This window comes from Ruegeria sp. CJ9 (assembly GCF_056536625.1).
Map to the genome: position 1 here is coordinate 411,409 of NZ_JBQFPY010000002.1, position 24,783 is coordinate 436,191.

The window sequence follows — 24,783 nt, forward strand, 5'->3', positions numbered from 1 at the left end:
CAAGCCGGGCGGGCTGGTCCTATAGATTGGCGCATGAGTACTAATGAACAGCCATCTCTGATCCGAATTGCACGTGACTCGGGTGAGCACACCGATCCCGAACCACTTGATCTGGGTGCGCGCGTGCGTCAACTGCGCAAGGCGCGGAACTGGACGCTGGAACAAGCGGCGTCTCAGGCGGGGCTTGCGCGCTCGACCCTCAGCAAGATCGAGAATGGGCAGATGTCGCCCACTTATGACGCGCTGAAAAAGCTGGCGACCGGGTTGGAAATTTCGGTGCCACAGCTGTTCACCCCGCCACAGCGTGATCAGGTGATCGGTCGGATGGCAATCACCCGCATGGGCGAAGGCGCTGAACATCCGACGGGAACATACGAGCACGAGTTGCTGGCCGAAAACCTGACGAAAAAGCAGATGCTGCCCTATCGGGCTCGCGTGCGCGCGCGCTCAATGGACGAATTTGACGGCTGGGTGCGCCATGACGGCGAAGAATTCCTGTATGTGCTGACCGGGGTTGTGAAGCTGTACACCGAATTCTATGAACCCGTCGAAATGCGCCGTGGCGACAGCGCTTATTACGACGCCAGTATGGGTCACAACGTAATTTCCGTCAGTGACGAAGATGCGACGATCCTGTGGGTAACGTCACTTGCTTAAGGAGCGGCTGAACTCGCGGTTCAGTCCTTCGGTGAATAGAAAATCCTCAAGTTCTTCGTGGGCTTCATTTACGGTCAGGTGGTGGCGTTCGGCCAGGTAGGCTTCGAACCCTTTTCGATCTTTACTCAGCCGCACCTTGTCCTGATCGCGCAGATTCGGAAAACGCCGTTTAGCGCGGGAATACATAGCATCCCAGTCTTGCAGCAGGTCAGTCCAGTTCAACATCAGTCAGCTTTCCGTAATTCGGGTTTCACGGCTGCTCGGCCCTTTCATCAGGGTACGGAGATGGCGGGAGTCGATGCGCATGACAAAATGTCGCACCTGAGCGGCACTGACGCCACGTCAAAAAGGCCCGTTACGCACGATACGCAACGGGCCTACGGACCTGAGGTTGGAGTGAGTGGAGGCCGGTCCGCAAAATCCAAGGGTGACGCGCTGCATGACAAGCTATCTAGCGAAATAATCAGAATTAATCCGGCCAAACAGCACGTTTAAATGACATTAGGCTATATCGTACAGATATGTTCAGTAAAGCCCCTTGTGGGTGTTTTTTTTAGTTAAGCTGGAATTTGGGGGCGACTGCAAATTGTGGCGAAACTTAGTTCGAATACCCCAAGATGTAGTGTGGTTTGCGCCATGTGCCGAAATCCGCCGAAGGCTGCGGCGTTATGGCAGAGCCGTCCTTTGGGGCCAAATCTTCAGATCCAAAGCACCAAAGCACCAAACAACCTACAGCGGATTAATGCGGCAGCGGGGCTTATTTGGTCACTCTTCGTACCACCAAACCTGCGGCATATACTCGGGCCCGTCGCCATAGATCGGCAAGGTCCGAGGCTGCTTCAGTTCTTTGGCATGGGCGATGCGCCCGACGTCGAAGTTCCAGATCGGAATGACATAGCGACCAGCAGTCAGAACCCGATCAAGCGCGCGGGTGGCGGCCACGAAATCCTCGTGACTTTCCGAGGCCAGCATAGCGTCAATCAGCCCATCCACAGCGGGTGAGGCGACACCCATCAGGTTGCGCGTGCCCTGTACATCCGCGTTTTCGCTGCCCCAATACAGACGCTGTTCATTGCCCGGAGACAGAGACAGCGCACGGCGAAGGAACGTGATGTCAAAATCAAACTCGGCATTGCGGCCGACAAATTGCGCGCTGTCTACCTGTTCGACATTGACCTTGATGCCCAGACGCTCAAGCGCGCGGGTGTAGATTTCGATGGCCGTTTGTCCTTCGCTATCGCCCTGTTGCAGCAGAACGGTGATGGCAAAGTCCTGACCATTCTGGTTGCGCAGCACGCCGTCCTGAATGGTCCAGCCAGCCTCGGCCAGCAGCTTGTTGGCCTTGCGAATATTGGCGCGATTCCGGGCCGAACCGTCGCCGACGGGCAGGGCATAACCTTCAAGCGCGTCGGGCGGAAGGTCGTCGGCATAAAGTTGCAGCAGCTCGGCGACACGCCCAGTGGCCGGGCCGGGTTGCATGCCCAGGTCAGAGCCCGAGAAATACGAAGTGATCCGTGGTTGGGCGCTGCCGGTGATCGTATCGTTGATAAATTCGAAATTGAACGCCAGCAGCATCGCCTCGCGGACTCGCCAATCATCGAAAGGAGCCTTGCGGGTGTTCATGACAAACCCGGTCATGCCCGAGGGTTTGCCGTGCGGGATTTCGGTCTTGACCACATCACCGCGCTGAACGGCAGGAAAATCGTACTGAGTGTTCCATTTGTCGGCGTTGAATTCGCGCACCGCGGTCAGTTCACCGGCCTTGAACGCCTCGAACAGGACGGTGCCGTCGCCAAAAAACTCGATCCTTATGTCATCCAGGTTCATGGTCCCGCGCCGGAACGGAATGTCAGCCCCCCAATAGTCTGGATTGCGCCGCAAATTCACATAGCGGCCCGCCTCATAGCTATCGATCACGTACGGCCCCGACCCGATGGGAACGTCCTGCAGCGCGGCGTTGGCGAAATCTTTCCCCTCCCACTGTGCTTTTTGCAGGATCGGACGCAGCCCGGCGATCAGTGCCAATTCCCGGTCGGGTTCGTTGAAAGTGATCCGCACCGTGCGGGGGCCGGTCTGTTCGATGCTGTCGATCTTGCCCCACAAACCGCGGTAACGCAGATGACCTTCGGTGCCCAGAGTTTCATAAGACCAAATCACATCATCTACGGTCACCGGATTTCCGTCAGAAAACTGGGCGTTCTCACGCAGGGTAAATTCCACCCAAGAGCGGTCCGGTGCAGTCTCAACTGATTCGGCTAACAACCCGTAAAGAGTGAAAGGTTCGTCCCAGGACCGGCCCATCAGGCTTTCATGGGTCCAAAATCGCAATTGCCATGGCGAGCTGCCTTTTTGCACAAACGGGTTCAAACTGTTAAAGCCGCCGGTGTTTCCGAATACAACCTTGCCGCCTTTGGGCGCGTCGGGATTGGCATAGGGCAGGGACACAAAATCCGGTGGTAGGGCAGGGTCGCCGTACATAGCTATGCCATGGGCCGATTCTGCATGAGCGATTGTGACAGCAAAAATAAAGGTGATTCCCGCGATCACAGGGCGAACGGGGCGTAGAAAATTGGGGCGCATTTTGGAAACAATCCTGCTCTGGCCTTATTTTGTTGGGATTCACCGTATCGATGATTTTTCTTATTTTCAAACTTTTAGCTTGGACGGATGCAAGGAATTGCTTATAAAGGATGCACTGCTCGATAGGTTTCTTGCCTGTATGAAACCTGCCTCAATAACTTAACGCCCGCTTCGTGCGGGCGTTTTTTTTGAGGCGTTTTGCCCCCGGATGCAGAACCCATATGTTTCCCCGTTTCCTTTGCAGTTGCAGCATGGCACTGTGCGGTCAAAGCAGATGTTGACGGAGAAAGCTCATGAGCGTGGTGGGAAAAACGGCGATCATCACAGGGTCGAATTCAGGGATCGGTTTGGGTGTTGCCCGCGAATTGGCCAAGGCTGGGGCCAACGTAATATTGAACTCGTTCACCGACCGGGATGAGGATCACGCGCTGGCCGCCGAGATTTCGCAGGAAACCGGAACCAACGCGCGTTACATCAAGGCGGACATGTCCAAGGGGGACGAATGCCGTGCCCTGATCGAAAAAGCGGGTGCCTGTGACATTCTCGTGAACAATGCAGGCATTCAACACGTCTCACCGATTGATCAGTTCCCGGTCGACAAATGGGATGCAATCATCGCGATCAACATGAACTCGGCCTATCACACTATGGCAGCGGCTCTGCCGATGATGCGCCAGGCCGGGTGGGGGCGCATTGTGAACATCGCCTCGGCCCACGGGCTGACGGCGTCGCCTTTCAAAGCAGCCTATGTCGCGGCCAAACATGGTGTGGTTGGGATGACCAAAACCGTAGCGCTGGAGACCGCGCAGGAACCGATAACCTGTAACGCGATTTGCCCGGGCTACGTGCTGACTCCGCTGGTCGAGGCGCAGATTCCCGACACTATGAAAGAATACGGCATGAGCCGCGAGGACGTGATCAAGAACGTCATGCTGGAACGACAGCCTTCGAAAGCTTTTGCAACGGTCGAGCAACTGGGCGGTACAACGGTCTTTTTGTGTTCGGATGCCGCCGCGCAGATCACCGGAACGGCAATCTCGGTGGATGGGGGCTGGACGGCTCTGTAAGTCAGGGGGCAGGTAATGAAACGCATCAATCTGGCACTGCAGGGCGGCGGCGCGCATGGCGCCTTTACCTGGGGTGTCTTGGACCGGTTGCTGGACGAGGATGATATCGAGGTCGCGGCAATCACCGGCACCTCGGCCGGGGCGCTGAACGGGGCTGCGTTCAAATCCGGCATGGTACGCGATGGACGTGACGGCGCGCGGGCCAGCCTTGATGGGCTGTGGGCGCGCATGGGGGCCGTCGGCGATATGCGCCTTGCCAATTGGATGCAGGCACTTGAGCCCGCTCAGATTGCGCATGCCATGGAGTATTCCCTGCCGTTTTCCGTGGGTGATGCATGGTCGCGGCTGGTATCGCCCTATGCTTATGGTCCGTTTTATCGCAACCCGCTGGAACCGGTGGTGGACCGGTTAAATTTCAAGGAAATTTGCGCCGATGAAGGACCGCGTTTGTTCGTCTGCGCCACCTGCGTGCGCAGTGGCAAGATCCGTGTTTTTACCGGGGATGAGGTCTCGACCGATGCGATTTTAGCATCGGCCTGCCTGCCGAACCTGTTTCAGGCAGTTGAGATTTTTGATCCCAATTCGGGCCGGATCGAAGCGTATTGGGATGGCGGCTATACCGGGAACCCGGCGCTGTACCCCTTGTTCAACACCGATCTGCCGGATGATGTGGTGATCGTGAACATCAACCCGCTGGAGCGGGAAGAGGTGCCGAAAACGCCGCAACAAATCCAGAACCGGATCAACGAGATCAGCTTTAACTCATCCCTGTTCCGCGAATTGCGCGCGATCAGCTTCGTGCAGCGCTTGTTGGCCGAAGGCAAATTGAAAGCGGGTGAGATGAACCGGGTTCTGGTTCACATGATCGCCGATGACGCGCTGATGAACGATCTGTCGGTGGCAACTAAGACGGTGCCGAACCCGGTTGTTCTGCACAAGTTGAAAGAGGCCGGGCGCACGGCTGCGCATCGGTTCCTTTCGGACAACAAGGGCGATTTGGGGCAGAAAAGTACTGTCAATCTGCCCGAGATGTTTGGCTGATCACTCAGGCGGTAGCGTCGGATCTTTGCCGTTGGGGTAAACCAGACCGGCAGAAATCACCAGCTTGGCCGCGTCCTCGATAGTCATGTCCAGCAGAATGACGTCTTCGGCAGGAAAGAACAGCAAAAACCCCGAGGTCGGGTTTGGCGTGGTCGGGATGAAAACACTCAGCAATTCGCCCGCGGTTTCGGCGCGCTGGGTGACCTCGCCTTTGGCAGTGGTCGATACAAAGCCGATAGCCCAGATACCGCGGCGTGGATATTGCACCAAGCAGGCTTTTTCAAAAGATCTTTCTGTCTGGGCAAAGACTGTCTCGGATATTTGCTTGATCCCGGAATAGATCGAGCGGACAACCGGCATCCGTTCTACCAGGCTTTCGGTGAAGGAAATAAAGGACCGCCCCAGAATCCCCTTGGCGACCCAGCCCACCAGAACAGTGAACACCAGAAAGATGATGACGCCGACGCCGCGCAGGTTGATGCCTACATATTGTTGGGGCTGGAACTGTTGTGGGATCAGCGGCAGGACAGCACTGTCGATCCAGCCCACGACGGACCAAATCAACCAGATCGTCAGCCAGACAGGCGCAATGACAACGATGCCCGTCAGAAAAGACGCGCGCAGCCGGGAAAACAGGCCCGGTCCGCGGTGGGGTTCTTCGTCAAACGGTGTGTTCATTGCGATCCTGATTGGTTTGCCGATTTAGTTAAGCAGTCCGGCGTCTTGGTACAATAGGGTAGCTCTAGGCGGATTTGGTCAAAGCAATCGCGATACCGGCGGCTAGACGGGCATTGTTGCGCACCAGCGCAATGTTTGCGGTCAGCGAGCGGCCCCCGGTCTGTTCATAGATCCGTTGTAGCAGGTATGGCGTGACGCCTTTGCCGGTGATCCGGTGCGTATCCGCGTCGGATTGGGCGGCAGCGATGATGGGGGCCAGTTCCTCGGCCGGGATTTGATCGGCGTCCGGGATCGGGTTGGCAACCAGCTGACCCCCGGGCAGGCCAAGCGCGCGACGGGTGGCGTGGGCCTTGGCGATGTCTTCGGCACTATCCATGCGCAAGGGCGCGGGATAGGGGGACTTGGCGGACCAAAAGGCCGGGAATTCGTCCTGTCCATGCGCGATAACCGGAACGCCCAATGTCTCGAGCACTTCAAGTGTTTTAGCAAGATCCAGGATGGCTTTCGCACCGGCTGCAACAACAGTAACGGGTGTCTGCGCCAATTCGTGCAGATCGGCTGAGATGTCAAACGAGGTCTCGGCCCCCTGATGCACACCACCGATGCCACCGGTCGCAAAAACCTCGATCCCGGCATAGCGCGCGGCGATCATCGTGGCGGCCACTGTCGTGGCCCCGGTGCCGCTGGACGACATACAGGCCGCCATGTCCGCGCGTGAGATCTTGGCGACGCCCTGGGCCTGCCCCAAGGCTTTCAACTGGTCGTCTTCCAGGCCCACGTGCAGTTTGCCTTTGATCACGGCCATGGTTGCAGGAACCGCGCCAGCGTCACGGACGTCCTGCTGAACCTGCGCCGCCACCTCGATATTCTGAGGGTAGGGCATACCATGGGTGATGATGGTGCTTTCCAGCGCAACGATGGGCTGACCTGCATCTTTGGCGGCGCGGACCTCGGCGGAATATTGGATGTCGATCACAGTGGTGTTTCTCCGGAAACATAGGTTGCGGCGGCATGCAGGGCGCGGCGTAAGGCTTCGTCATTGGACGCACCGTTGGCCTCGGACGCGATATGCGCTGCCATGAAAGTATCGCCCGCACCGGTCACACGGGTGACCAGAACGGAGGGGGGTGTTTGGGTCAATATTTCGTCAGCGCTGCCAATGGTGGCCGAGTTGCCGCCGTCCGTGACCAGCACCCGCAGCGCGCCACGGTCCAGCAAACCCTTGGCAGCGCCTTCAGAATCGGTGAATTCGCGCTGGCACAAGATGCCGGCCTCTTCGAGGTTCACATAAAGCGTGGCGCGAGCGTGTTTCAGGAACGGCAGCAGACGTTCGGCCTTGCCGGGCGAGGCCGGGGCCACGCGCAGGTCCGCACGCGCAAAGGCGGGGCTTTGGGCGATTTCTTCTAACAGGGTCAGCGTCAGATTGCCGTCCAATGCGATGGGACCCTGGAACGGAGTGTTCTCATACCCCAGCGGCCCATGCATCAAGGGGCGCAGGATTTTCGCCCCGGCGGCCTCAAGCGAATGCGCGTCAGCAATTGCCGCGATCAGGCCGTTGGCCCCTTCAACGGCCATGTACCTGTCTGTCGGCAAATCCTGCGAACGATAGATGTGGTCCGTGACCATGCCCAGCCGCGAACAGGCGTTGACCAGCTCGTCGCCTTCGGGGTCGCGACCAATGGCTGTCAGAAGGGTCGGTGTCATACCGAAGCGCACCAGTGTCATGGCGATGTTCATGGCCACTCCGCCGGGCAGGCGGGTGATCCGCCCCGGCACGTCCGAGCCCTGACGCATGGCGCTGGCGGACCGCCCGATTATGTCCCACAGGACCGAGCCGATACACAGGATTTCGCTGTTCTGAGTCATGCCCGTGTCATGCCGCAGCCCCGAGTTGGGTGCAAGGGTTAACGCTCACATCGCATCGGTAAGAGTTTTAAGCGCGGCAAGCGGGTCTTCTTGCGACCAGATCTCATCCCCGATACCGAAGAAATCAGTGCAAGGGGTCAGGTCGCGGATCAGCTCAGGCGTCAGGCCACCTTCGGCCACAACAGGAACCTCGATCATCTCAGACCACCACTGAAACAGGTCTTTTTCAGCCGTAGTTCCGTCCCCCAGCGTTGACGCGCCGACCGGGCCAAAGGCAACATAATCTACGCCAGCTTCGCCAGCGGTCATGCCATCATGGCTGGACGCGCCACAAAAACTGCCAACAATGGCATCCGCGCCCAACTCCTTGCGCGCGGCGCGCACTGAACGTGCGGCGTCGTCCAGATGCACCCCGTCCAACCCCAACCGTTGCGCCAGCAGAACATGGTTCGAGATGACCAGCGCCACGTCACGGGTATGGGCCACCTCGCGACAAGCATCAGCAGCGCGCGAGATCGCGTCTTCGTCATTGCCTGCCAGAGCCAGTCGGATGCAGGCAATCTCGGCACCGTCCAGAACGCGGCTAAGCTGGTCGGGGAACGTGCTCAATGAGATGGTCGGAGGGGTGATCAGGTAAATCTGCGGCTGCTCGGGGGTGTCCATTGGCGCGTCCTTAGCTTTCAGTCTTTCGCGCGGTTTAGCGGATTGTGCCGGGGAAGCAAACTTTTATGCCGGTTTAAGGCGTAATTGACCAATCGGATGCCTTGCCCTGCGCCATCGCGCCGATTACAGCAAGCCAAGTTTTCCGGAGACAACCATGCCCAGCGATACATCCCAGCCGTCCTTTGTGCTCGTCCGCCCTCAGATGGGTGAAAACATCGGCGCTGCCGCGCGGGCGATGTGGAATTTCGGGCTGGACCGGATGCGGATCGTCGCACCGCGCGACGGTTGGCCAAACCCCAAGGCGGTGGCAATGTCCAGCGGGGCGGGGCGCTTGCTGGACGAAGCGCAGCTGTTCGATGACCTTGCGGGCGCGCTGGCCGACAGCACCTTTGTCTTTGCAACCACCGCGCGCCAGCGTGGTCTGACCAAACCGGTCTACAGCCCCGAACGCGCGATGCAGATCGCGGCCGAGAAAGTGGCGGCTGGTGAAAAGGTCTCGGTCTTGTTCGGACCGGAACGGGCAGGATTGGAAAACGAAGATATCGCCAAGGCAAATGCCATTATCTCGGTTCCGGTAAACCCGGAATATGCCTCGCTGAACCTTGGCCAATGCGTGTTGTTGACCGCCTATGAGTGGATGCGCCAGACAGGCGATGTGGTGCACGAAGCCACCGATCTGGGCAAAGGCGACTGGGCCACGGGGATCGAGGTCGAAAAACTGGTCGAACATTACGAGGACCGGCTGGACGAGGCGGGCTTTTTCTATCCACCCGAAAAGGCCGAAGGCATGAAGACCAATTTGCGCAATCTGTGGTCTCGGATGCGGATGACGCGCGCGGATGTGCAGATGCTGCACGGGATCATGCGTCAGATGGTCCGTTGGAAGGATAAAGGCTGAGGCTGGACCTTAGCCCCCCTTCACCCTAGCTTGCGACGAAATCCAAGGCACAAGAGGACAGCATGAGCGGTAAGCGCAGCATCTTCGAAGACGTCTCAGACACAGAAAAACAACAGGCCGTTCAACCGGGCATGATTGACCGTGGTCGTGGCGGCGCACGCGGGGCAATTCGCGTCTGGCTGATGATCCTGTTCGCGCTGGTCGTTGTCATGATCTCCGTAGGCGGCCTGACACGCCTGACCGATAGCGGACTGTCGATAACGGAATGGCGCCCGGTCACTGGGGCCATCCCACCAATGACCGAGGCCGATTGGCAGGCCGAGTTCGAAAAGTACAAGCAGATCGATCAATGGCGCATTCAGAACCAATGGATGGAGCTTGATGACTTTAAATCCATTTACTGGTGGGAGTGGGGTCACCGTCAACTGGGCCGGGTGATCGGTCTAGTTTGGGCACTTGGGTTCTTTGGCTTCCTGCTGGCTAGGAAAATTCCGACCGGGTGGACCGGTAAACTGCTGATTCCAGGCGCTTTGGGCGGTGTTCAGGGCGCGGTTGGCTGGTGGATGGTTGCCTCGGGCGTGACGCAGGGCGAGGGGATGACGGCCGTTGCCAGCTATCGCCTGGCAGTCCATCTGGGTCTGGCCTTCGTTATCCTCGGGTTCCTTGCGTGGTACATCTTTGAGCTGGGGCGCGAGGAGCGTGACCTGATGCAGGCCCGCCGCGCGAAAGAGGGCAAACTGTTCTCGCTATCGACCGGGCTGATGCATTTCGCCTTTCTACAAATACTCATAGGCGCCCTTGTGGCAGGCATAGACGCTGGAAGATCATATACCGATTGGCCCCTGATCGGTGGTCAACTGTTGCCGCCTGACGCGACGATGCTTGAACCGATGTGGCGCAATTTCTTTGAAAGCCCCGGTCTGGTGCAGTTCATTCACCGCTGTGCTGGCTATCTTCTGTTTATCTTCGGCATCATTGTCTGGAGACGCGGCAGCACCAGCGCGCATCCGCAAACGCGGTTTGCGTTCAATGCAGCTTTTGCGGCGCTTTCGCTGCAGGTGGTGGTCGGGATTATGACGGTGATCTACGCGGCCCCCTGGCAGATCGCCATCTTCCACCAGTTCATGGCCGTTGTTGTTTGGACCCTGATCCTGCGCGCACGTTTCCTGACAGCATATCCAATCGCCACCTCAATCCGCGGAGCATGACCCTGATGACTGCCTATGATGACCTGATGGCCTTCCAACGCGAAACGTCGGCCCTCGGGCAAATCGCCGGGCGGCTGGGCTGGGACCAGGAAACGGTGATGCCGCGCGGCGCGGCCCCGCAACGGGCTGAGGAAATGGCCGCGATCGAAGCGGTTCTGCATGCCCGCCGTTCTGACCCGCGCGTGGCTGAGTGGTTGGAGCTAGCCGACCCACAAGACGACGTGGCCCGCGCCCAATTGCGCGATATCCGTCGAACTTACGAGCGGACGGCAAAAGTGCCAGCCGATCTGGCCAAGGCCATTGCGCGCGTGACGTCAGCAGCCCAGGGAACTTGGGCGCAAGCCCGTTCAGACGAGAATGTGGCTACCTTTCTGCCTGTTCTCGAGGAGGTCGTTGCCCTCAAGCGTGAAGAAGGCGTTGCACTGGCGCAGGGTGGTGATGTCTATGACGCCATGGTTGAAGACTACGAACCCTATACCACCGGTTCACAAATCGCCGAGATTTTCGATCAGATGCGCCCTCGTCTTGTGGCCCTGCGCGCGGCCGTTTTGGATAAACCAGCGCCGCACGCTCTGACCGGAAAATTCGACGAACAGATACAGATGCAATTGTCGCAGAAACTGGCGACCACGTTCGGGTACGATCTGAATACTGGGCGGGTGGACAAGGCAGTACATCCGTTCAGTTCGGGCAGTGGCCTGGATGTGCGCATCACCACTCGCACCAGCGAGACCGACCCGTTCAACTGTTTCTACTCAACCATTCATGAGGTCGGCCACGCCGCCTATGAACAGGGTATCAACCCGGCCTATGCGCTGACACCACTGGGGCAGGGCGTGTCGATGGGCGTGCATGAAAGTCAAAGCCGGATTTATGAAAACCAGCTGGGCCGATCTCGGGCGTTCACGGAGTGGCTTTACAATCAAATGGTTGACGCGTTCGGTGATTTCGATGTCGCGGATGCCGATGCGTTCTATGCCACGGTCAACGGCGTACACAAAGGCTATATCCGGACCGAGGCGGACGAGGTGCAATACAACCTGCACATCATGCTGCGCTTTGACCTTGAACGCGCCCTAATGGCCGGAGACCTTCAGGTCAGCGATCTGGAAGCGGCGTGGAACGACCGATTCAAGGCCGATTTTGGATATGAGGTCGACCGACCTTCGAACGGGTGTTTACAGGACGTCCACTGGTCGGTCGGGTTGTTTGGTTATTTCCCGACCTATTCATTGGGCAATGTCTATGCCGGATGTCTGTATCAAGCGTTGCGCGCTGCGGTTCCTGATTTGGATGCGCAACTGATCAGGGGCGACACGTCAGGCGCAACCAGTTGGCTGTGCGAGAACCTACAGCGTTTTGGCGGGCTCTTCACCCCGCGCGAGACTATCCAACGCGCCAGCGGGATTGAACCGGGACCGGAACCGTTGTTGGCGTATTTGGAACAGAAATTTGGTACGCTCTACAATCTTTGAACGCACAATTTCCGGCCAAACTGGTTGTCACATGTGTGCCGCGTTGCCAGTTCTTTGCCTAAAGCAGCCCATAGGAACCGAGCATTGCTAATCAGGCAGTAGGTAGATGGTCAGATAGCATAGTAATTGAAAGCTCCCCTGAACCATATGGTTTTCTTCCAAATCAAAATTCATGACCGTCTGATCCGCCAGAAAAAAAGCAAGCCACAATCCTAGCGATACGATAAACGCTGCGTCGACCCTCTTCTGCCAGCGATCCGTCTGGGAATACGGGGTAAATGACGCGAACGCAAATAGCAGCGTCGAAAGAAATAGCCACAGTATGATCCCGACAAATAAAATTACATCAACGGCAGTAGAGGCACCAAACTGCGCCAGCGTTTTTTGCAGAAACGGAAAGTTGTGACCGTCAAACCAAGGGGTTGAAGTCACCCCCAGCAGCTCTAGCCCGCCGATGAAGTCGGTCAAAAACGCGAATGTCCACCAGAGAAACCAAAAGACAACTAAACTTTGTTTGAACAAAATTCGCATTAAAACGACCTCTTGAAACTGCTGTTTCAAATATCCTTGGTCATAGAATAGCGATTTTTAGGAAATACAGAAACCAGCGCCGATTTGATCGTTCTATTGGGCAGACCGTTGATTGCCACATTTTGAGAGAATATTGGCGAAAACAAAATCCAAGGCCCCAAAACACTGCGCTCTGGGGCCTTTGTTGTAATCTTATCCCTCGGCCTCTTCGTCGCCTTGATCGGCGATCCAGGCGACGCTGACGACCACTTCGCCTTTACCGGTGTTGAACACCTTCACACCGCCCGCGCTGCGCGACCGGAACGAGATGCCTTCGACGGGAACCCGGATTGATTGGCCTTTGGAGGTGGCCAGCATGATCTGATCGTCGATCTCAACCGGGAACGAGGCCACCAGCTCTCCGCCGCGCATTGCCTTGTCCATGGCCGCAACCCCCATGCCTCCGCGTCCGCGGACCGGGTAATCGTGGCTGGAGCTTAGCTTGCCCGAACCGCCTGCTGTGATGGTCAGGATCAGATTTTCAGCGGCCGACATCTGGGCATAGCGTTCCTGGCTGATGGTCGCCAGCGCGTCGCCATCCTCGTCATTGGTTTCGGCCTCTTCGGTCAGGCCGGCCACGGCGCGGCGCATTTTCAGATAGGCGGCGCGTTCGTCCGACGTAGCCTCGAAATGGCGGATCACCGACATCGACACCACGCGGTCGCCATTGCTTAGCCTGATGCCACGCACACCGGTCGACTTGCGGCCCTTGAAGACCCGCACATCGGTGGTTTGGAAGCGGATCGCACGGCCGGAGTTGGTGACCAGCATGACGTCATCCTCTTCCGAGCAGATGCGCGCGTTCACGAGTTCCACATCCTCGGGCAGGTCCATCGCGATCTTACCGTTGCGCTTAACGTTGGTGAAGTCGCTCAGCGCATTGCGGCGCACGTCCCCGGCGCTGGTGGCAAAGACGATTTGCAGGTTTTCCCATTCTTCATCCGGCACATCCACGGGCATGATCGCCGCGATGGAAACACCTGTCGGGATTGGTAGGATGTTGACGATGGCTTTGCCCTTACCGGTCCGGCCCGATTGTGGCAGGCGCCAGGTCTTGAGCTTATAGACCATGCCGTCGGTGGTGAAGAACAGCAGCTGTGTGTGCGTGTTCGCTACGAAGAGGTTGGTAACAACATCCTCTTCCTTGGTCTGCATGCCCGACAGGCCCTTACCGCCGCGTTTCTGCGCGCGGAAATCGGCCAGCGGGGTACGTTTGATGTACCCGCCAGAGGTGACAGTCACGACCATATCTTCGCGTTCGATCAGATCCTCGTCTTCCATGTCGCCGGACCAGTCGACGATCTCGGTGCGACGGGGAACGGCGAACTGTTCGCGCACGCTGCGCAACTCATCGCCGATGATCGACATGATGCGTTCGCGCGAGGACAGAATATCCAGATATTCCTTGATCTTACCTGCTAGTTCTTCCAACTCGTCCGTGACCTCCTTGACGCCCAGTTGGGTCAGGCGCTGGAGGCGCAGGTCGAGGATGGCGCGGGCCTGAACCTCGGTCAGGTTATAGGTGCCGTCGTCGTTCATCTTGGACAGAGGATCATCGATCAGTCGCAGATAACCCTCGATCTCAGCGGCAGGCCAACGGCGCGTCATCAGCTTTTCACGCGCCTCGGCTGCGTCCGCGGATGACCGGATGGTGGCAACAACTTCGTCCACGTTGGAAACGGCCACGGCCAGACCACACAGGATGTGGCTGCGTTCCCGCGCCTTGCGAAGGTCATAGGCGGTGCGGCGGGCAACGACATCCTCGCGGAAATCGATGAACGAGGTCAGAAACCGGCGCAGGGTCAGTTGTTCAGGCCGACCACCGTTCAGGGCCAGCATGTTACAACCAAAGGACGTTTGCATCGGCGAGAAGCGGTAAAGCTGGTTCAGCACCACCTCGGGCGTCGCATCGCGTTTCAGTTCGACTACAACGCGGACACCGTTACGGTCGGATTCGTCCTGTACATGGGCCACGCCTTCGATGCGCTTCTCACGCACTGCTTCGGCGATCTTTTCGATCATCGCGGCCTTGTTCACCTGATAGGGAATTTCATCGACGACGATAGCGTAACGATCCTTACGCAGTTCTTCCACGCGGGTCTTGGCGCGGATAATGACGCTGCCGCGACCTTCAAGATAGGCTTTGCGCGCACCCGAGCGGCCCAGCATGACGCCGCCGGTCGGGAAGTCGGGGCCGGGTACGTATTCAATCAACTGCTCGGACGTCAGGTCCGGGTCGTCGATCAGTGCCAGTGTGGCGTCAACTACTTCACCCAGGTTGTGCGGTGGGATGTTGGTCGCCATGCCCACGGCGATACCACCAGCACCATTGACCAACATGTTCGGGAAACGGGCGGGCAGGACGGTCGGTTCCCGGTCCTTGCCGTCATAATTGTCCTGGAAATCGACCGTCTCTTTTTCGATATCGGCCAGCAGGGACGCGGCAGGCTTGTCCATGCGCACTTCGGTATAGCGCATGGCCGCCGGGTTATCGCCGTCCATCGAGCCAAAGTTGCCCTGACCATCCAGCAACGGCAGCGACATCGAGAAATCCTGCGCCATCCGCACCAGCGCATCATAGATCGCGCTGTCACCGTGCGGGTGGTACTTACCCATAACGTCGCCAACCGGGCGGGCCGATTTGCGATAGGCCTTGTCGTGTGTGTTCCCGGTTTCGTGCATTGCATACAGAATGCGGCGATGCACCGGCTTCAGCCCGTCGCGCAGATCGGGGATCGCGCGGCTGACGATGACCGACATTGCATAGTCCAGGTAGGACGTGCGCATCTCGGATTCGATGGACACCGTCGGGCCGTCATAAACGGGGCGCTCGGGCGGGGTTTCGTCCATGTTTTCAGGAATATCTGGCGTATCGCTCACGTAAACTGCCCGTGTTTTGTTTTGGGTCTATATCTTGTGGATGCACCTTATCAGACCCGGCACATAAGGTGCAAGCAAGCAACGATTTTGCATGCGAAAAACCCCCGTAACACCTGAGTAACATATTGTTAACTAAGGGTTAGGGTGTTTTCGTGTTACCCTGAAGAGACCTTGCAACAAAATTGGAGGTCTGCATGGAGCAAAGCGAAACCGAACTAATGCTCAAAGGGTACGGGCTGACAACGGCAGAATTCTTCTACCGCATGCCCGATTACATCCACGTTCTGAACACGTTCATCTGGCAGGATTACGATCTGGCGCCGGATCATCCGAAATTGTTCGATTTCATCGACTTCTGGCAGCGCGAGATTGACGGTCCGCTGCATTCGGTCCGGTTTACGCATCGCAAGATGATCGCGCCCGGTGAATGGCGCAACATGGTGGGTGAATTCAGGGTCAATTGAATATCCAGCCTGTTTTTTGGTCAGTAACGATTGAGACGCGTTAAATTTATTGGTGCTTGGGTTATGGTGTCGACCAATCCATTGGTCACATACGGAATCGCTTTATGTCCCGAGCTTTGCTTTTCGCCGCTGCGCTGTTAACTGGCGGACCAGCCGTCGCCGAAGGCGTCTTTGATAAAATCAAAAAAGGTGCTGCGAATACGGCCGACGCTGTAGGGCGTGGGACTGAAACCGTGGGCAACACCATTCAGAAAGGTGCAAGCGCGGTTGAGGGGACCATCAACTCGACCACGGATTTGGTGACGAACGAGGCCACCCCGGAAGAGACGCGCGCCAAGCTGGACGCGATGGCCAGCGAGGTTCTTACCCAGTTATTAGCGGAAAACCCCGACGCAAAAGCGTTGTATGACGTTAGTGCGGGTTACGCCGTGTTCGACTCGCGCAAGGTTACGGTGTTTCCGGTCTCGGCCGGGTATGGGCGCGGGGTGGCCGTTTCAATGGATACCGGTCAGCACACTTATATGAACATGGGTACTGGCGGAGTGGGTGCCGCAGTGGGTATTGGTGGGTTTGAAACCAAGTTCGTGATCCTGTTCGAAACCCCCGCCGATCTGGCGAAATTTATCGAATATGGTTACGACGCAACAGCGGAAACCGGGGCGATGTACGGTGACGAGCGCAGCGGGGAAACCGTGCGGTTCACTGATGGCCGGTCCTTTTTCGTGCTGGGCAAGAAAGGCTGGCGCGTCTCGGCTGGGGCGTCCGGCACGAAATTCTGGGAGTCGCCCGAACTGAATTGATCAGCCCGAACAGCTGGCCCCGCCCAAAACACAGAATTTGGCGCAGTGGGGATGGTTGAGGTGTACGTCCGCCTCGGCCTCGGCCAGGGTGTGACCCATTTCGAATTCGGGCGCATAAGGTAAAAGTGTGCAGGCCAGAACGGCGGGGCGTTCCGCACCCTTGCGCTTTACCACCATACGGGCGCTGGCACACATCACGGCGTCGGGTGATTTGTCCAGAATACCCCAGCAAGCTGTGGTGATTTCCGGCACTTCGATGGTTTCGTCCATTTCGGGGAACAGGACCGTCTGGCCCGGGTTTTGGGCGTCAATGTCAAAGCCGTGCTGCTTGAAAAACGCAGCATAGCCAGCGCGGCTTTCCGCGTCGCTGTCACCCCAGACAGTGCGCCCGGCCACGGCCATGTTTAAGCCGTTGTCACGCAGCCACTCCATCCCGGTCACGGTCTTGGCGAAGCTGCCCTTGCCACGTTCTTCGTCATGCAGATCGGAGCAGTAGTGATCGACCGAGATTCGCAGGGTTAGCTTGTTGCCGTAGTCACGCTGCAATTCCAGCAGACCCTCACGCATCTTTCGGCGCATCATTGGTTGCATGGCATTGGTGAGAATCAAAACCTCATACCCACGCTCCAGCGCGGCGCGGGTCATGTCGATCATTTCTGGGTTCATGAATGGTTCGCCACCAGTGAACCCGATTTCCCGAACCGGCCAATTTCGAGCTTCGATTTGATCCAGATAGTACCGCACCTCATCAGCGGTGATATAGACCAGTGCATCGTTGGTCGGGCTGCTTGCGATATAGCAGTTGACACATTCGATATTGCACAAGGTACCGGTATTGAACCAAAGCGTTTCAGGGTTGCTAAGCGCAACCGAGGCCCGCGTTTGCCCGTCAGCCGTCACCAATGTGTTCTGAAATTTGCCGATATTGGCAATCTGAGAGGCGTTGTCTTTCATTCCGGTATCCGGTTCTTTGCAGTCCTGCTGCTGACTTAGCCTTTCAGACCGAATTAGTTAAGGGTGCCACGGCCGACCTGACAGAGTTTTGATGATGGGAAAAAGTGTAATTTTGTTTGCGCTAACATTGGACATGCCCTCAGGGGTAAGGTAAGGCAAACGCATGGTTTCTCGCGTCATCCCCGTCGACCCGTTCGATCTGGTCATTTTTGGCAGTACCGGCGATCTTGCGCAGCGTAAAATCCTGCCGGCGCTGTTCCGTCGCTATTGTGCCGGACAATGGCCCGAGGATGTTCAGATCATTGGTGCCGCCAGATCGGAATTGGACAGCGATGCGTTTCGGGATGTGGTCGCGCAATCGTTGCGCGAACATGCGCCCGCGCATTGTGCGGATGCCAAGGCATTGAATGCGTTCTTGCAACGGGTTGATTATGTCGCGTTAGATGCGCTTACGGATGAGGGGTGGGGTCAGCTTGCAGCGAAGCTCACAATTGATCGGGTACGGGCGTTCTATTTCTCAGTTGGGCCGCGCCTGTTCGGACCGCTGGCCGAACGGATCAAAGCAAATGATCTGGCCACGACCCAGACACGGATCGTTGTCGAAAAACCCTTTGGTCACGATCTGGGCAGCGCGCAGGCGTTGAATGCGACGCTAGCGGCGCATTTCTCAGAAGGGCAGATTTACCGGATCGACCATTATCTGGGCAAAGAAACCGTTCAGAACCTGATGGCCGTTCGGTTTGGCAACATGCTTTTCGAGCCATTGTGGAACAGTCAGTATGTCGACCACATCCAGATCACCGTGGCCGAATCCGTCGGCATTGACGGGCGCGAAGAGTATTATGAGCGCGCAGGCGCCATGCGTGACATGGTGCAGAACCACCTGATGCAACTGCTCTGCCTGATCGCGATGGAACCGCCGGCCAAGTTCGACCCCGACGCGGTACGGGACGAAAAGCTCAAGGTGATCCGCGCATTGGACCCGGTCGAGCCGCACCACATTGTGCGCGGTCAGTTTGAAGGTGGGCTGAGTGGACGCAGCTATCGGGATACTGTTGGTAATCCACGTTCGACCACGGAAAGCTATGTGGCGCTGCGGGCTCACGTCAGTAACTGGCGGTGGGCGGGTACGCCGTTTTATTTGCGTACGGGCAAAAGGCTTGTGGCGCGATCTTCGGTGATCAATGTGATGTTCAAAGACGCGCCGCATTCGATCTTTGGCGCAGATGCCGGGCGCCACGCCAACGTTTTGTCGATCCGCCTGCAGCCGAACGAAGGCATCACGCTGAAGGTGACGATCAAGGAACCGGGGCAGGGTGGGATGCGCCTGGTCGACGTGCCTCTGGACATGAGTTTTGCCGAGGCATTGGGGCCGGAAAACCAGAACCCGCCGGACGCTTATGAGCGTTTGGTGATGGACGTGATCCGCGGCAACCAAACCCTGTTTATGCGCGGAGATGAGGTCGAGGCCGCATGGGCCTGGACCGATCCGATCATCGCGGGCTGGCAGGCGCGCGGGGATGTTCCCAAACCTTATGAAAGCGGCAGCACTGGCCCGGGCGACGCCGAGCTGCTGATGAAACGAGACGGTCGCCGCTGGCAAGGGATAAACCCATGAACATACAGGAATACGCCGACCGGGATATGCTGGCCATCGACGTTGCAAACGTGCTGGCAGGTGAACTGGAATCCGCCTTGCTGCATCACGACTTTGCCTCGTTGGCAGTACCCGGAGGCACGACGCCCGGCCCGATGTTTGATGTACTGTGCGCGGCGGATTTGGAATGGGACCGGGTGCGGGTTCTGCCCACCGATGAACGCTGTGTGCCGGGTGATCACGACCGCTCGAACGAGCGTCTGATCCGCGAGCGGTTGCTGACCAATCGGGCGTCGGTGGCGCAATATATCCCTCTGTACGTGCCGGGAAAGGAGCCCGAGGATGTATTGCCGGAAATCGAAAGCCTGATCATTCCGATCCGGCCCTTGTCGGTGCTGGTGTTGGGAATGGGCGAGGATATGCACACGGCATCCCTGTTCCCGGGTATGGATGGGCTTGAGGCCGCGTTGGACGGTCACGCGCGTCCTCTGGCGGTGGCACGGACCGAGGTTCAGCCGGAACCCCGTATCACGCTGACTGCGCCTGTTTTGGACGGTGCCTTGTCAAAACACCTGATCATTTTCGGGAACGCGAAACGGGATGCTTTGGAACGGTCCATGTCCCTGCCACCGGAAGAGGCCCCCATCGCAGCAGTGCTGAGTGGCATGACCGTACATTGGGCGGAGTAGGCGCTATGAAACTGGAGACACTCAAAGCACTAGCAGCAGAGCGGAAGGGGCAGCCCATTCTGAGTCTGTTCAGTAAGGATGCAAACCGGGCGCAGGGGTATTCGGCCTCAACCGGTGACCTGCTCTTTGATTACTCGAAAACCAGTATTGACGCGGACATCCGCGGCGCTTTGATCCGGCTGTGCGATACGGCGGGTCTGGCGGAACGGCGCGACGCCATGTTCTCGGGTGCCAAGATCAACGAAACCGAAGGGCGCGCGGTATTGCACACGGCGTTGCGTAATCTGGATGGCGGACCAGTTGAGATCGACGGTCTGGATGTGATGCCTGACGTTCTGGACACGCTGCACCGGATGCGGGTTTTCGCCGAAGAGGTGCGCGGCGGCGCGATTTCCGGGACAGGTGGCAGCTTTACCGACGTCGTGAATATCGGCATCGGCGGCTCGGATCTTGGGCCAGTGATGGCCACGCATGCGTTGGCCCCGTATCACGACGGGCCAAACCTGCACTATGTGTCCAATGTCGATGGCGCGCATATCGCGGATACGCTGCGCCCACTTGACCCGACCCGGACGCTGGTGATTGTCGCATCCAAGACATTCACCACCATTGAAACCATGACCAACGCCCGGACCGCCCGTGCCTGGTTAACGGATGGCGGTGGCGATTGTGGAAAACAGTTCGCAGCCGTGTCGTGTGCGGTAGATAAGACCGATGCCTTTGGTATCGCCCAAGATCACGTATTTGGTTTTGCCGATTGGGTAGGGGGGCGCTATTCCGTCTGGGGGCCGGTTGGGCTACCGGTGATGATCGCCGTCGGTTCGAACGCGTTTGATGCCTTTCTGCGCGGGGGACAGGCGATGGACGTCCATTTCCGCGCTGCTGACTGGATCGAGAACATGCCGGTAATGCTGGCTCTGGTTGGGGTCTGGCACCGCCAGGTTCTGGGATATACCAGCCGCGCGGTTCTGCCCTATGATCAACGACTGCTGCGTCTTCCCGCCTATTTCCAACAGCTTGAGATGGAGTCGAACGGTAAATCCGTTGCAATGAACGGCAGCGCCTTGACCATGCCTTCGGGGCCTGTGGTTTGGGGTGAACCGGGCACCAATGGCCAGCACGCCTTTTACCAGTTGATCCATCAGGGCACCGATGTGATCCCCTGCGAATTCATGGTGGCCGCCGAAGGGCACGAGCCCGAACTTACCCACCACCACCGCCTTTTGCTGGCCAATTGTCTGGCCCAATCCGAAGCGCTGATGCGCGGCCGGTCGTTGGATGAGGCGCGGCAGCGCATGGCCGAACAAGGGTTGGCCAGTGAGGAGCTTGAACGTCAGGCCCGTCACCGTGTGTTCCCGGGCAACCGGCCGTCCTCGACCCTGATTTATCCGAAGCTCACACCGTATGTGCTGGGCCAAATCATCGCCATGTACGAACACCGTGTTTTCGTCGAAGGGGTTCTGCTGGGAATCAATTCATTCGACCAATGGGGGGTGGAACTGGGCAAGGAATTGGCGACCTCGCTGGGTCCGATAGTGGATGGTGAAGTTAGCGCTGACGGCAAGGATGGCTCGACCGCCTCGCTGGTTGCTTATGCGCTAAAACACCGCGATTGAGGGTTCGATTTTACCACCTGCCGCAACGGCAAATCGCATTCTTTTATTGTCAGACAATTAAATGCTTGGCAGGCTCTGCCTAAGGAAAAGCCATATCGCCCGATGTGATTGCGGGCACAAAGTGGCACCGCCATAGGGAGGACGCCCATGCTGGGACAGATGATGACGCAGCCCTTGCTGATCTCGTCGCTGATTGATCACGCCGACCGCTTTCACGGTCAGACTGAGATTTATTCGGTTGAAACCGATGGTACAGTTAGCCATAGCAGTTGGTCGCAAGTGGCTGAAAACGCGCGGAAACTGGCCTCGGCACTGTCCAAGTTGGGATTGGAACCACAGACGCGGATTGCGACGCTGGCTTGGAATAACCGGCGGCATCTTGAGATCTACTATGCCACTTCCGGGGCGGGGTTCGTGTGCCACACCGTCAACCCGCGACTGTTTCCCGAACAGCTGACCTATATCATCAACCATGCACAGGACCGGGTTTTGTTTTTCGACGCAACCTTTATTCCTTTGGTCGCAGCCCTGCACGAGCATTTGCCCGATGTTCAACATTTCGTCCTGATGGGGCCAAGAAACGATGACGCAATTGCGCAGATACCGGGTGTGCAATTTTACGACGATCTGATCGAGACCGGTGAGGCCAGTTTTGAATGGCCCAGCTTTGACGAAAACACTGCATCCGGCCTGTGTTACACATCTGGCACAACCGGCAATCCAAAGGGGGTGTTGTATTCGCATCGCTCCACCGTGCTGCACAGTTTCGGATCGAACACACGCGACGTTATCGGGTTTTCGGCGATGGATGTGGTCATGCCGGTGGTTCCGATGTTCCATGTAAACGCCTGGGGGTCCCCATATGCTTGCGCCATGTCGGGATCGCGGATGGTGTTGCCGGGGCCGGGTTTGCATGGTGAGGCGCTGGTGAATCTGATCGACACTTACGGCGTCACTCTGGCCATGGGCGTGCCGACGATCTGGCAAGGGCTGTTGGCTTTTGCCGAGCAGTCTGGCAGCAAGCTGGCCAGCCTGCAGCGGACGGTGATCGGCGGGGCCGCGTGCCCGCCTTCGATGATCGAAACCTTCCGCGAAACTTATGGCGTCGACACCATCCACGCCTGGGGGATGAGCGAGATGAGTCCGTTGGGGACCGCAAATCACCCTCTGGCCAAGCACTTTGACCTGCCGGAAGACGAGCAGCACGCCATTCGAGAAAGCCAGGGAAGGCCCTGTTATGGTGTCGATCTGAAGATCGTCGACGATGACGGCAATGATCTGCCGCATGACGGCGAAACCCAAGGTGATCTGCTGGTTCGCGGGCCGTGGGTTCTGGACAGTTATTTCCAGATGCAAGATGAAGATTTGCTGCGGGATGGCTGGTTTGCCACTGGTGATGTCGCAACGGTGGACTCTGACGGCTATATGACCATCCGCGACCGGTCCAAGGACATCATCAAATCCGGGGGTGAGTGGATCAGTTCGGTCGAGTTAGAGAACATCGCCGTCGCGCATCCCAAATTGGCGACCGCAGCCGTGGTTGGCGTACCGCATCCAAAGTGGGACGAGCGCCCACTGCTGGTGGCCGTACGCGCCGAGGGGGAGGCCCCAAGCGAAGAAGAGGTGCTGACATTTTATGACGGCAAAATCGCTAAATGGCAGGTGCCGGACAAGGTGGTGTTTGTGGATGCCTTGCCTCTGAACGCAACGGGTAAGGTTCTGAAACGTAACTTGCGCGCGGAATTCAAGGACGCCTTGGTGGGCTGATCTTAAAAAACGTGGGAAATGGCTCCGGCGGTAGGGATCGAACCTACGACCAATTGATTAACAGTCAACTGCTCTACCGCTGAGCTACGCCGGAACGGTCCGCGCCGTATAGCAACCAGTTTCTGCGGCGTCCAGAGGGCGCATAAGATTTTTCGTCGAAAAATCTTGCGCCGCAAACGACCGTTGGTGATGGGGATTTAAGGTGGGGCGGATTTGGCTCCGGCGGTAGGGATCGAACCTACGACCAATTGATTAACAGTCAACTGCTCTACCGCTGAGCTACGCCGGAACTGAGGGCCGTATAACAATCCCGATTTTTGCCGTCCAGAGGGGAATTCGACGTTTTCGAAAAAAAGTTCCGGCGGCTTAGGTTTGTCTGATGAAACGGGTGTCAGCTGACAGCTTTCCTTCGTAAGTGACCTGAGATTTCCCAATCAGATCAATCAAATGGGCGAAAACATTCCGTTCAGCAGCAGGCAAAAGGGCGGTCGGAGTGTCGACGTAAATTCGCTCGGCCAGTTCTCGGGCCGTACCGGGGTGATCTTCCAGCGCAGACAGAATCTGTGCTTCGCGTGTCAGGCGGTGATTGATCAGCCAGTCCAGCCGCGCTGCGGGTTCGGCAATCGGCGCGCCATGCCCGGCGTGAAAGACGGCCCACTCGCGTGAGTGCAGACGATGGCAGGCCGCCATGAAATCCGTCAGGTCACCGTCTGGGGGCGAAACCAGTGAACTGGCCCAACCCATGACGTGATCACCCGTGAAACAGACCTCACCCCAGCCAAGCGCGATATGATTTCCCAGATGGCCGGGGGTGTGAATCACCTCAAGCTGCCAGCCGTCGCCTGAGATCAAAGCCCCATCCGCAAGTTTGATGTCGGGGCGAAAGCTGGTGTCGATGCCTTCACCGCCGCCGACTAAACCGCTCTCGGCCAGTTGAGTCATAACTGCGCTACGCCCGGCCTCGGGCCCTCCAAAGGCCATGATCGGTGCTCCTGTACGATCCGCCAAGGGTTGGGCCAGCGGAGAGTGATCCAGATGGCTGTGGGTAACGATGATATGGCTGATCCGCTGTCCGGGTAGTAGTCCCGCCAGAATCGCATCCAGATGTTCATTGCTGAGCGGACCAGGGTCGATCACGGCAAGCTCGCTGGTGCCCACCAGATAAGTGTTGGTCCCGCGATATGTCATTGGGGATGGATTTGGCGCCAGAATACGCCGCAATCCCGGCTGCAGCTCGACCGCCGGGCCGGCGGGCGGATTGAAATCGTCAGGCGCCTGCATTCTGACCTCTTTCTCTTGTCGTAACAGCCCGT

22 protein-coding genes and 2 tRNA genes are annotated in these 24,783 nt (G+C 57.9%); 12 read left to right on the forward strand and 12 right to left on the reverse strand.

The window, feature by feature from the left end; all coding sequences use genetic code 11:
• Positions 1 to 33 precede the first annotated feature (33 nt).
• Positions 34 to 657 (forward strand): helix-turn-helix domain-containing protein, encoded by a 624-nt coding sequence (locus tag ACR0AJ_RS07540; protein ID WP_170348870.1) that lies wholly within the window; start codon positions 34 to 36, stop codon positions 655 to 657.
• Here ACR0AJ_RS07540 and ACR0AJ_RS07545 read toward each other — a convergent pair.
• Positions 646 to 882 carry a hypothetical protein gene (locus tag ACR0AJ_RS07545; RefSeq protein WP_170348869.1) on the reverse strand — a complete coding sequence of 79 codons (237 nt, stop codon included), beginning with the start codon at positions 880 to 882 and terminating at the stop codon, positions 646 to 648. The genes ACR0AJ_RS07540 and ACR0AJ_RS07545 overlap by 12 nt on opposite strands.
• 540 nt (positions 883 to 1,422) lie before the next feature.
• Positions 1,423 to 3,237 (reverse strand): extracellular solute-binding protein, encoded by a 1,815-nt coding sequence (locus ACR0AJ_RS07550; RefSeq protein ID WP_170358705.1) that lies wholly within the window; start codon positions 3,235 to 3,237, stop codon positions 1,423 to 1,425.
• 293 nt (positions 3,238 to 3,530) lie between these two features.
• On the opposite strand from ACR0AJ_RS07550, the gene ACR0AJ_RS07555 reads away from it, so the two are divergent.
• Positions 3,531 to 4,304, forward strand: a complete 774-nt coding sequence (locus ACR0AJ_RS07555) for a 3-hydroxybutyrate dehydrogenase (protein WP_480740496.1) — start codon at positions 3,531 to 3,533, stop codon at positions 4,302 to 4,304.
• 15 nt (positions 4,305 to 4,319) lie between these two features.
• The gene (locus ACR0AJ_RS07560) at positions 4,320 to 5,345 is read left to right on the forward strand and encodes a patatin-like phospholipase family protein (protein WP_480740498.1); all 1,026 of its coding nucleotides are present in this window, start codon (positions 4,320 to 4,322) and stop codon (positions 5,343 to 5,345) included.
• On the opposite strand, the gene ACR0AJ_RS07565 is transcribed toward ACR0AJ_RS07560, so the two are convergent.
• The 4 genes from ACR0AJ_RS07565 to ACR0AJ_RS07580 all read right to left on the reverse strand — a co-directional run bounded on the left by ACR0AJ_RS07565 (position 5,346) and on the right by ACR0AJ_RS07580 (position 8,552).
• Entirely contained in the window at positions 5,346 to 6,023 is a 678-nt protein-coding gene (locus ACR0AJ_RS07565; RefSeq protein ID WP_170348865.1) for a DUF502 domain-containing protein, read from the reverse strand.
• Between the two features lie 64 nt (positions 6,024 to 6,087).
• Positions 6,088 to 6,999: a pseudouridine-5'-phosphate glycosidase gene (locus ACR0AJ_RS07570; protein WP_480740500.1), complete on the reverse strand. Its 912-nt coding sequence runs from the start codon at positions 6,997 to 6,999 to the stop codon at positions 6,088 to 6,090.
• On the reverse strand, positions 6,996 to 7,889 hold the full coding sequence (locus ACR0AJ_RS07575) for a PfkB family carbohydrate kinase (RefSeq protein WP_170395950.1): 894 nt from the start codon (positions 7,887 to 7,889) through the stop codon (positions 6,996 to 6,998). Before ACR0AJ_RS07575 ends, ACR0AJ_RS07570 begins: the two co-directional genes overlap by 4 nt.
• 45 nt (positions 7,890 to 7,934) lie before the next feature.
• Positions 7,935 to 8,552 (reverse strand): thiamine phosphate synthase, encoded by a 618-nt coding sequence (locus ACR0AJ_RS07580; protein ID WP_170348862.1) that lies wholly within the window; start codon positions 8,550 to 8,552, stop codon positions 7,935 to 7,937.
• Positions 8,553 to 8,706: 154 nt separating this feature from the next.
• On the opposite strand from ACR0AJ_RS07580, the gene ACR0AJ_RS07585 reads away from it, so the two are divergent.
• The 3 genes from ACR0AJ_RS07585 (at position 8,707) to ACR0AJ_RS07595 (ending at position 12,133) form a co-directional block, all read left to right on the forward strand.
• Positions 8,707 to 9,450: an RNA methyltransferase gene (locus tag ACR0AJ_RS07585; RefSeq protein ID WP_170348861.1), complete on the forward strand. Its 744-nt coding sequence runs from the start codon at positions 8,707 to 8,709 to the stop codon at positions 9,448 to 9,450.
• A gap of 62 nt (positions 9,451 to 9,512) precedes the next feature.
• Positions 9,513 to 10,658 carry a heme A synthase gene (ctaA, locus tag ACR0AJ_RS07590; RefSeq protein WP_480636816.1) on the forward strand — a complete coding sequence of 382 codons (1,146 nt, stop codon included), beginning with the start codon at positions 9,513 to 9,515 and terminating at the stop codon, positions 10,656 to 10,658.
• A gap of 5 nt (positions 10,659 to 10,663) precedes the next feature.
• The gene (locus ACR0AJ_RS07595; protein WP_480662535.1) at positions 10,664 to 12,133 is read left to right on the forward strand and encodes a carboxypeptidase M32; all 1,470 of its coding nucleotides are present in this window, start codon (positions 10,664 to 10,666) and stop codon (positions 12,131 to 12,133) included.
• Positions 12,134 to 12,220: 87 nt separating this feature from the next.
• Here ACR0AJ_RS07595 and ACR0AJ_RS07600 read toward each other — a convergent pair whose 3' ends face one another.
• Positions 12,221 to 12,664, reverse strand: coding sequence for a hypothetical protein (locus ACR0AJ_RS07600; RefSeq protein WP_217353357.1), 444 nt, complete (start codon positions 12,662 to 12,664; stop codon positions 12,221 to 12,223).
• A gap of 192 nt (positions 12,665 to 12,856) precedes the next feature.
• The gene (gene gyrA / locus ACR0AJ_RS07605) at positions 12,857 to 15,583 is read right to left on the reverse strand and encodes a DNA gyrase subunit A (protein ID WP_480740502.1); all 2,727 of its coding nucleotides are present in this window, start codon (positions 15,581 to 15,583) and stop codon (positions 12,857 to 12,859) included.
• A gap of 194 nt (positions 15,584 to 15,777) precedes the next feature.
• Here gyrA and ACR0AJ_RS07610 point away from each other — a divergent pair, with 194 nt between their 5' ends.
• Together ACR0AJ_RS07610 and ACR0AJ_RS07615 are read left to right on the forward strand one after the other, a co-directional pair.
• Positions 15,778 to 16,047, forward strand: coding sequence for an usg protein (locus tag ACR0AJ_RS07610; RefSeq protein WP_058280415.1), 270 nt, complete (start codon positions 15,778 to 15,780; stop codon positions 16,045 to 16,047).
• Positions 16,048 to 16,151: 104 nt separating this feature from the next.
• The gene (locus tag ACR0AJ_RS07615) at positions 16,152 to 16,847 is read left to right on the forward strand and encodes a lipid-binding SYLF domain-containing protein (protein WP_217353031.1); all 696 of its coding nucleotides are present in this window, start codon (positions 16,152 to 16,154) and stop codon (positions 16,845 to 16,847) included.
• Here ACR0AJ_RS07615 and ACR0AJ_RS07620 read toward each other — a convergent pair whose 3' ends face one another.
• Positions 16,848 to 17,801, reverse strand: coding sequence for a radical SAM protein (locus tag ACR0AJ_RS07620; RefSeq protein WP_170395934.1), 954 nt, complete (start codon positions 17,799 to 17,801; stop codon positions 16,848 to 16,850).
• Positions 17,802 to 17,964: 163 nt separating this feature from the next.
• Between ACR0AJ_RS07620 and zwf the strand changes: the two genes are divergently transcribed.
• From zwf to ACR0AJ_RS07640, 4 genes are all read left to right on the forward strand, one after another.
• Positions 17,965 to 19,419 carry a glucose-6-phosphate dehydrogenase gene (gene zwf, locus ACR0AJ_RS07625; RefSeq protein WP_170358685.1) on the forward strand — a complete coding sequence of 485 codons (1,455 nt, stop codon included), beginning with the start codon at positions 17,965 to 17,967 and terminating at the stop codon, positions 19,417 to 19,419.
• Entirely contained in the window at positions 19,416 to 20,087 is a 672-nt protein-coding gene (gene pgl, locus ACR0AJ_RS07630) for a 6-phosphogluconolactonase (protein ID WP_480646855.1), read from the forward strand. The genes zwf and pgl overlap by 4 nt, the downstream gene beginning before the upstream one ends.
• 5 nt (positions 20,088 to 20,092) lie before the next feature.
• Positions 20,093 to 21,703: a glucose-6-phosphate isomerase gene (pgi, locus tag ACR0AJ_RS07635; RefSeq protein ID WP_480740504.1), complete on the forward strand. Its 1,611-nt coding sequence runs from the start codon at positions 20,093 to 20,095 to the stop codon at positions 21,701 to 21,703.
• Positions 21,704 to 21,850: 147 nt separating this feature from the next.
• Positions 21,851 to 23,470 (forward strand): long-chain-fatty-acid--CoA ligase, encoded by a 1,620-nt coding sequence (locus tag ACR0AJ_RS07640; RefSeq protein ID WP_480740505.1) that lies wholly within the window; start codon positions 21,851 to 21,853, stop codon positions 23,468 to 23,470.
• Positions 23,471 to 23,489: 19 nt separating this feature from the next.
• On the opposite strand, the gene ACR0AJ_RS07645 is transcribed toward ACR0AJ_RS07640, so the two are convergent.
• The 3 genes from ACR0AJ_RS07645 to ACR0AJ_RS07655 form a co-directional block, all read right to left on the reverse strand.
• Positions 23,490 to 23,564 (reverse strand) — tRNA-Asn (locus ACR0AJ_RS07645).
• Positions 23,565 to 23,684: 120 nt separating this feature from the next.
• Positions 23,685 to 23,759 (reverse strand) — tRNA-Asn (locus ACR0AJ_RS07650).
• A 77-nt stretch (positions 23,760 to 23,836) separates the two neighbouring features.
• Complete coding sequence (locus ACR0AJ_RS07655) at positions 23,837 to 24,751, reverse strand: MBL fold metallo-hydrolase (RefSeq protein ID WP_480740507.1); 915 nt, start codon at positions 24,749 to 24,751, stop codon at positions 23,837 to 23,839.
• Between the last annotated feature and the right edge of the window lie 32 nt (positions 24,752 to 24,783).

Excerpts from the sequence above, each read along its gene's own strand:
- ACR0AJ_RS07540 (WP_170348870.1), top strand. The coding sequence starts at position 34 with ATGAGTACTAATGAACAGCCATCTCTGATCCGAATTGCACGTGACTCG.
- ACR0AJ_RS07545 (WP_170348869.1), bottom strand. The coding sequence starts at position 882 with ATGTTGAACTGGACTGACCTGCTGCAAGACTGGGATGCTATGTATTCC.
- ACR0AJ_RS07550 (WP_170358705.1), bottom strand. The coding sequence starts at position 3,237 with ATGCGCCCCAATTTTCTACGCCCCGTTCGCCCTGTGATCGCGGGAATC.
- ACR0AJ_RS07555 (WP_480740496.1), top strand. The coding sequence starts at position 3,531 with ATGAGCGTGGTGGGAAAAACGGCGATCATCACAGGGTCGAATTCAGGG.
- ACR0AJ_RS07560 (WP_480740498.1), top strand. The coding sequence starts at position 4,320 with ATGAAACGCATCAATCTGGCACTGCAGGGCGGCGGCGCGCATGGCGCC.
- ACR0AJ_RS07565 (WP_170348865.1), bottom strand. The coding sequence starts at position 6,023 with ATGAACACACCGTTTGACGAAGAACCCCACCGCGGACCGGGCCTGTTT.
- ACR0AJ_RS07575 (WP_170395950.1), bottom strand. The coding sequence starts at position 7,889 with ATGACTCAGAACAGCGAAATCCTGTGTATCGGCTCGGTCCTGTGGGAC.
- ACR0AJ_RS07580 (WP_170348862.1), bottom strand. The coding sequence starts at position 8,552 with ATGGACACCCCCGAGCAGCCGCAGATTTACCTGATCACCCCTCCGACC.
- ACR0AJ_RS07585 (WP_170348861.1), top strand. The coding sequence starts at position 8,707 with ATGCCCAGCGATACATCCCAGCCGTCCTTTGTGCTCGTCCGCCCTCAG.
- ctaA (WP_480636816.1), top strand. The coding sequence starts at position 9,513 with ATGAGCGGTAAGCGCAGCATCTTCGAAGACGTCTCAGACACAGAAAAA.
- ACR0AJ_RS07595 (WP_480662535.1), top strand. The coding sequence starts at position 10,664 with ATGACTGCCTATGATGACCTGATGGCCTTCCAACGCGAAACGTCGGCC.
- ACR0AJ_RS07600 (WP_217353357.1), bottom strand. The coding sequence starts at position 12,664 with ATGCGAATTTTGTTCAAACAAAGTTTAGTTGTCTTTTGGTTTCTCTGG.
- ACR0AJ_RS07610 (WP_058280415.1), top strand. The coding sequence starts at position 15,778 with ATGGAGCAAAGCGAAACCGAACTAATGCTCAAAGGGTACGGGCTGACA.
- ACR0AJ_RS07615 (WP_217353031.1), top strand. The coding sequence starts at position 16,152 with ATGTCCCGAGCTTTGCTTTTCGCCGCTGCGCTGTTAACTGGCGGACCA.
- ACR0AJ_RS07620 (WP_170395934.1), bottom strand. The coding sequence starts at position 17,801 with ATGAAAGACAACGCCTCTCAGATTGCCAATATCGGCAAATTTCAGAAC.
- zwf (WP_170358685.1), top strand. The coding sequence starts at position 17,965 with ATGGTTTCTCGCGTCATCCCCGTCGACCCGTTCGATCTGGTCATTTTT.
- pgl (WP_480646855.1), top strand. The coding sequence starts at position 19,416 with ATGAACATACAGGAATACGCCGACCGGGATATGCTGGCCATCGACGTT.
- pgi (WP_480740504.1), top strand. The coding sequence starts at position 20,093 with ATGAAACTGGAGACACTCAAAGCACTAGCAGCAGAGCGGAAGGGGCAG.
- ACR0AJ_RS07640 (WP_480740505.1), top strand. The coding sequence starts at position 21,851 with ATGCTGGGACAGATGATGACGCAGCCCTTGCTGATCTCGTCGCTGATT.
- ACR0AJ_RS07655 (WP_480740507.1), bottom strand. The coding sequence starts at position 24,751 with ATGCAGGCGCCTGACGATTTCAATCCGCCCGCCGGCCCGGCGGTCGAG.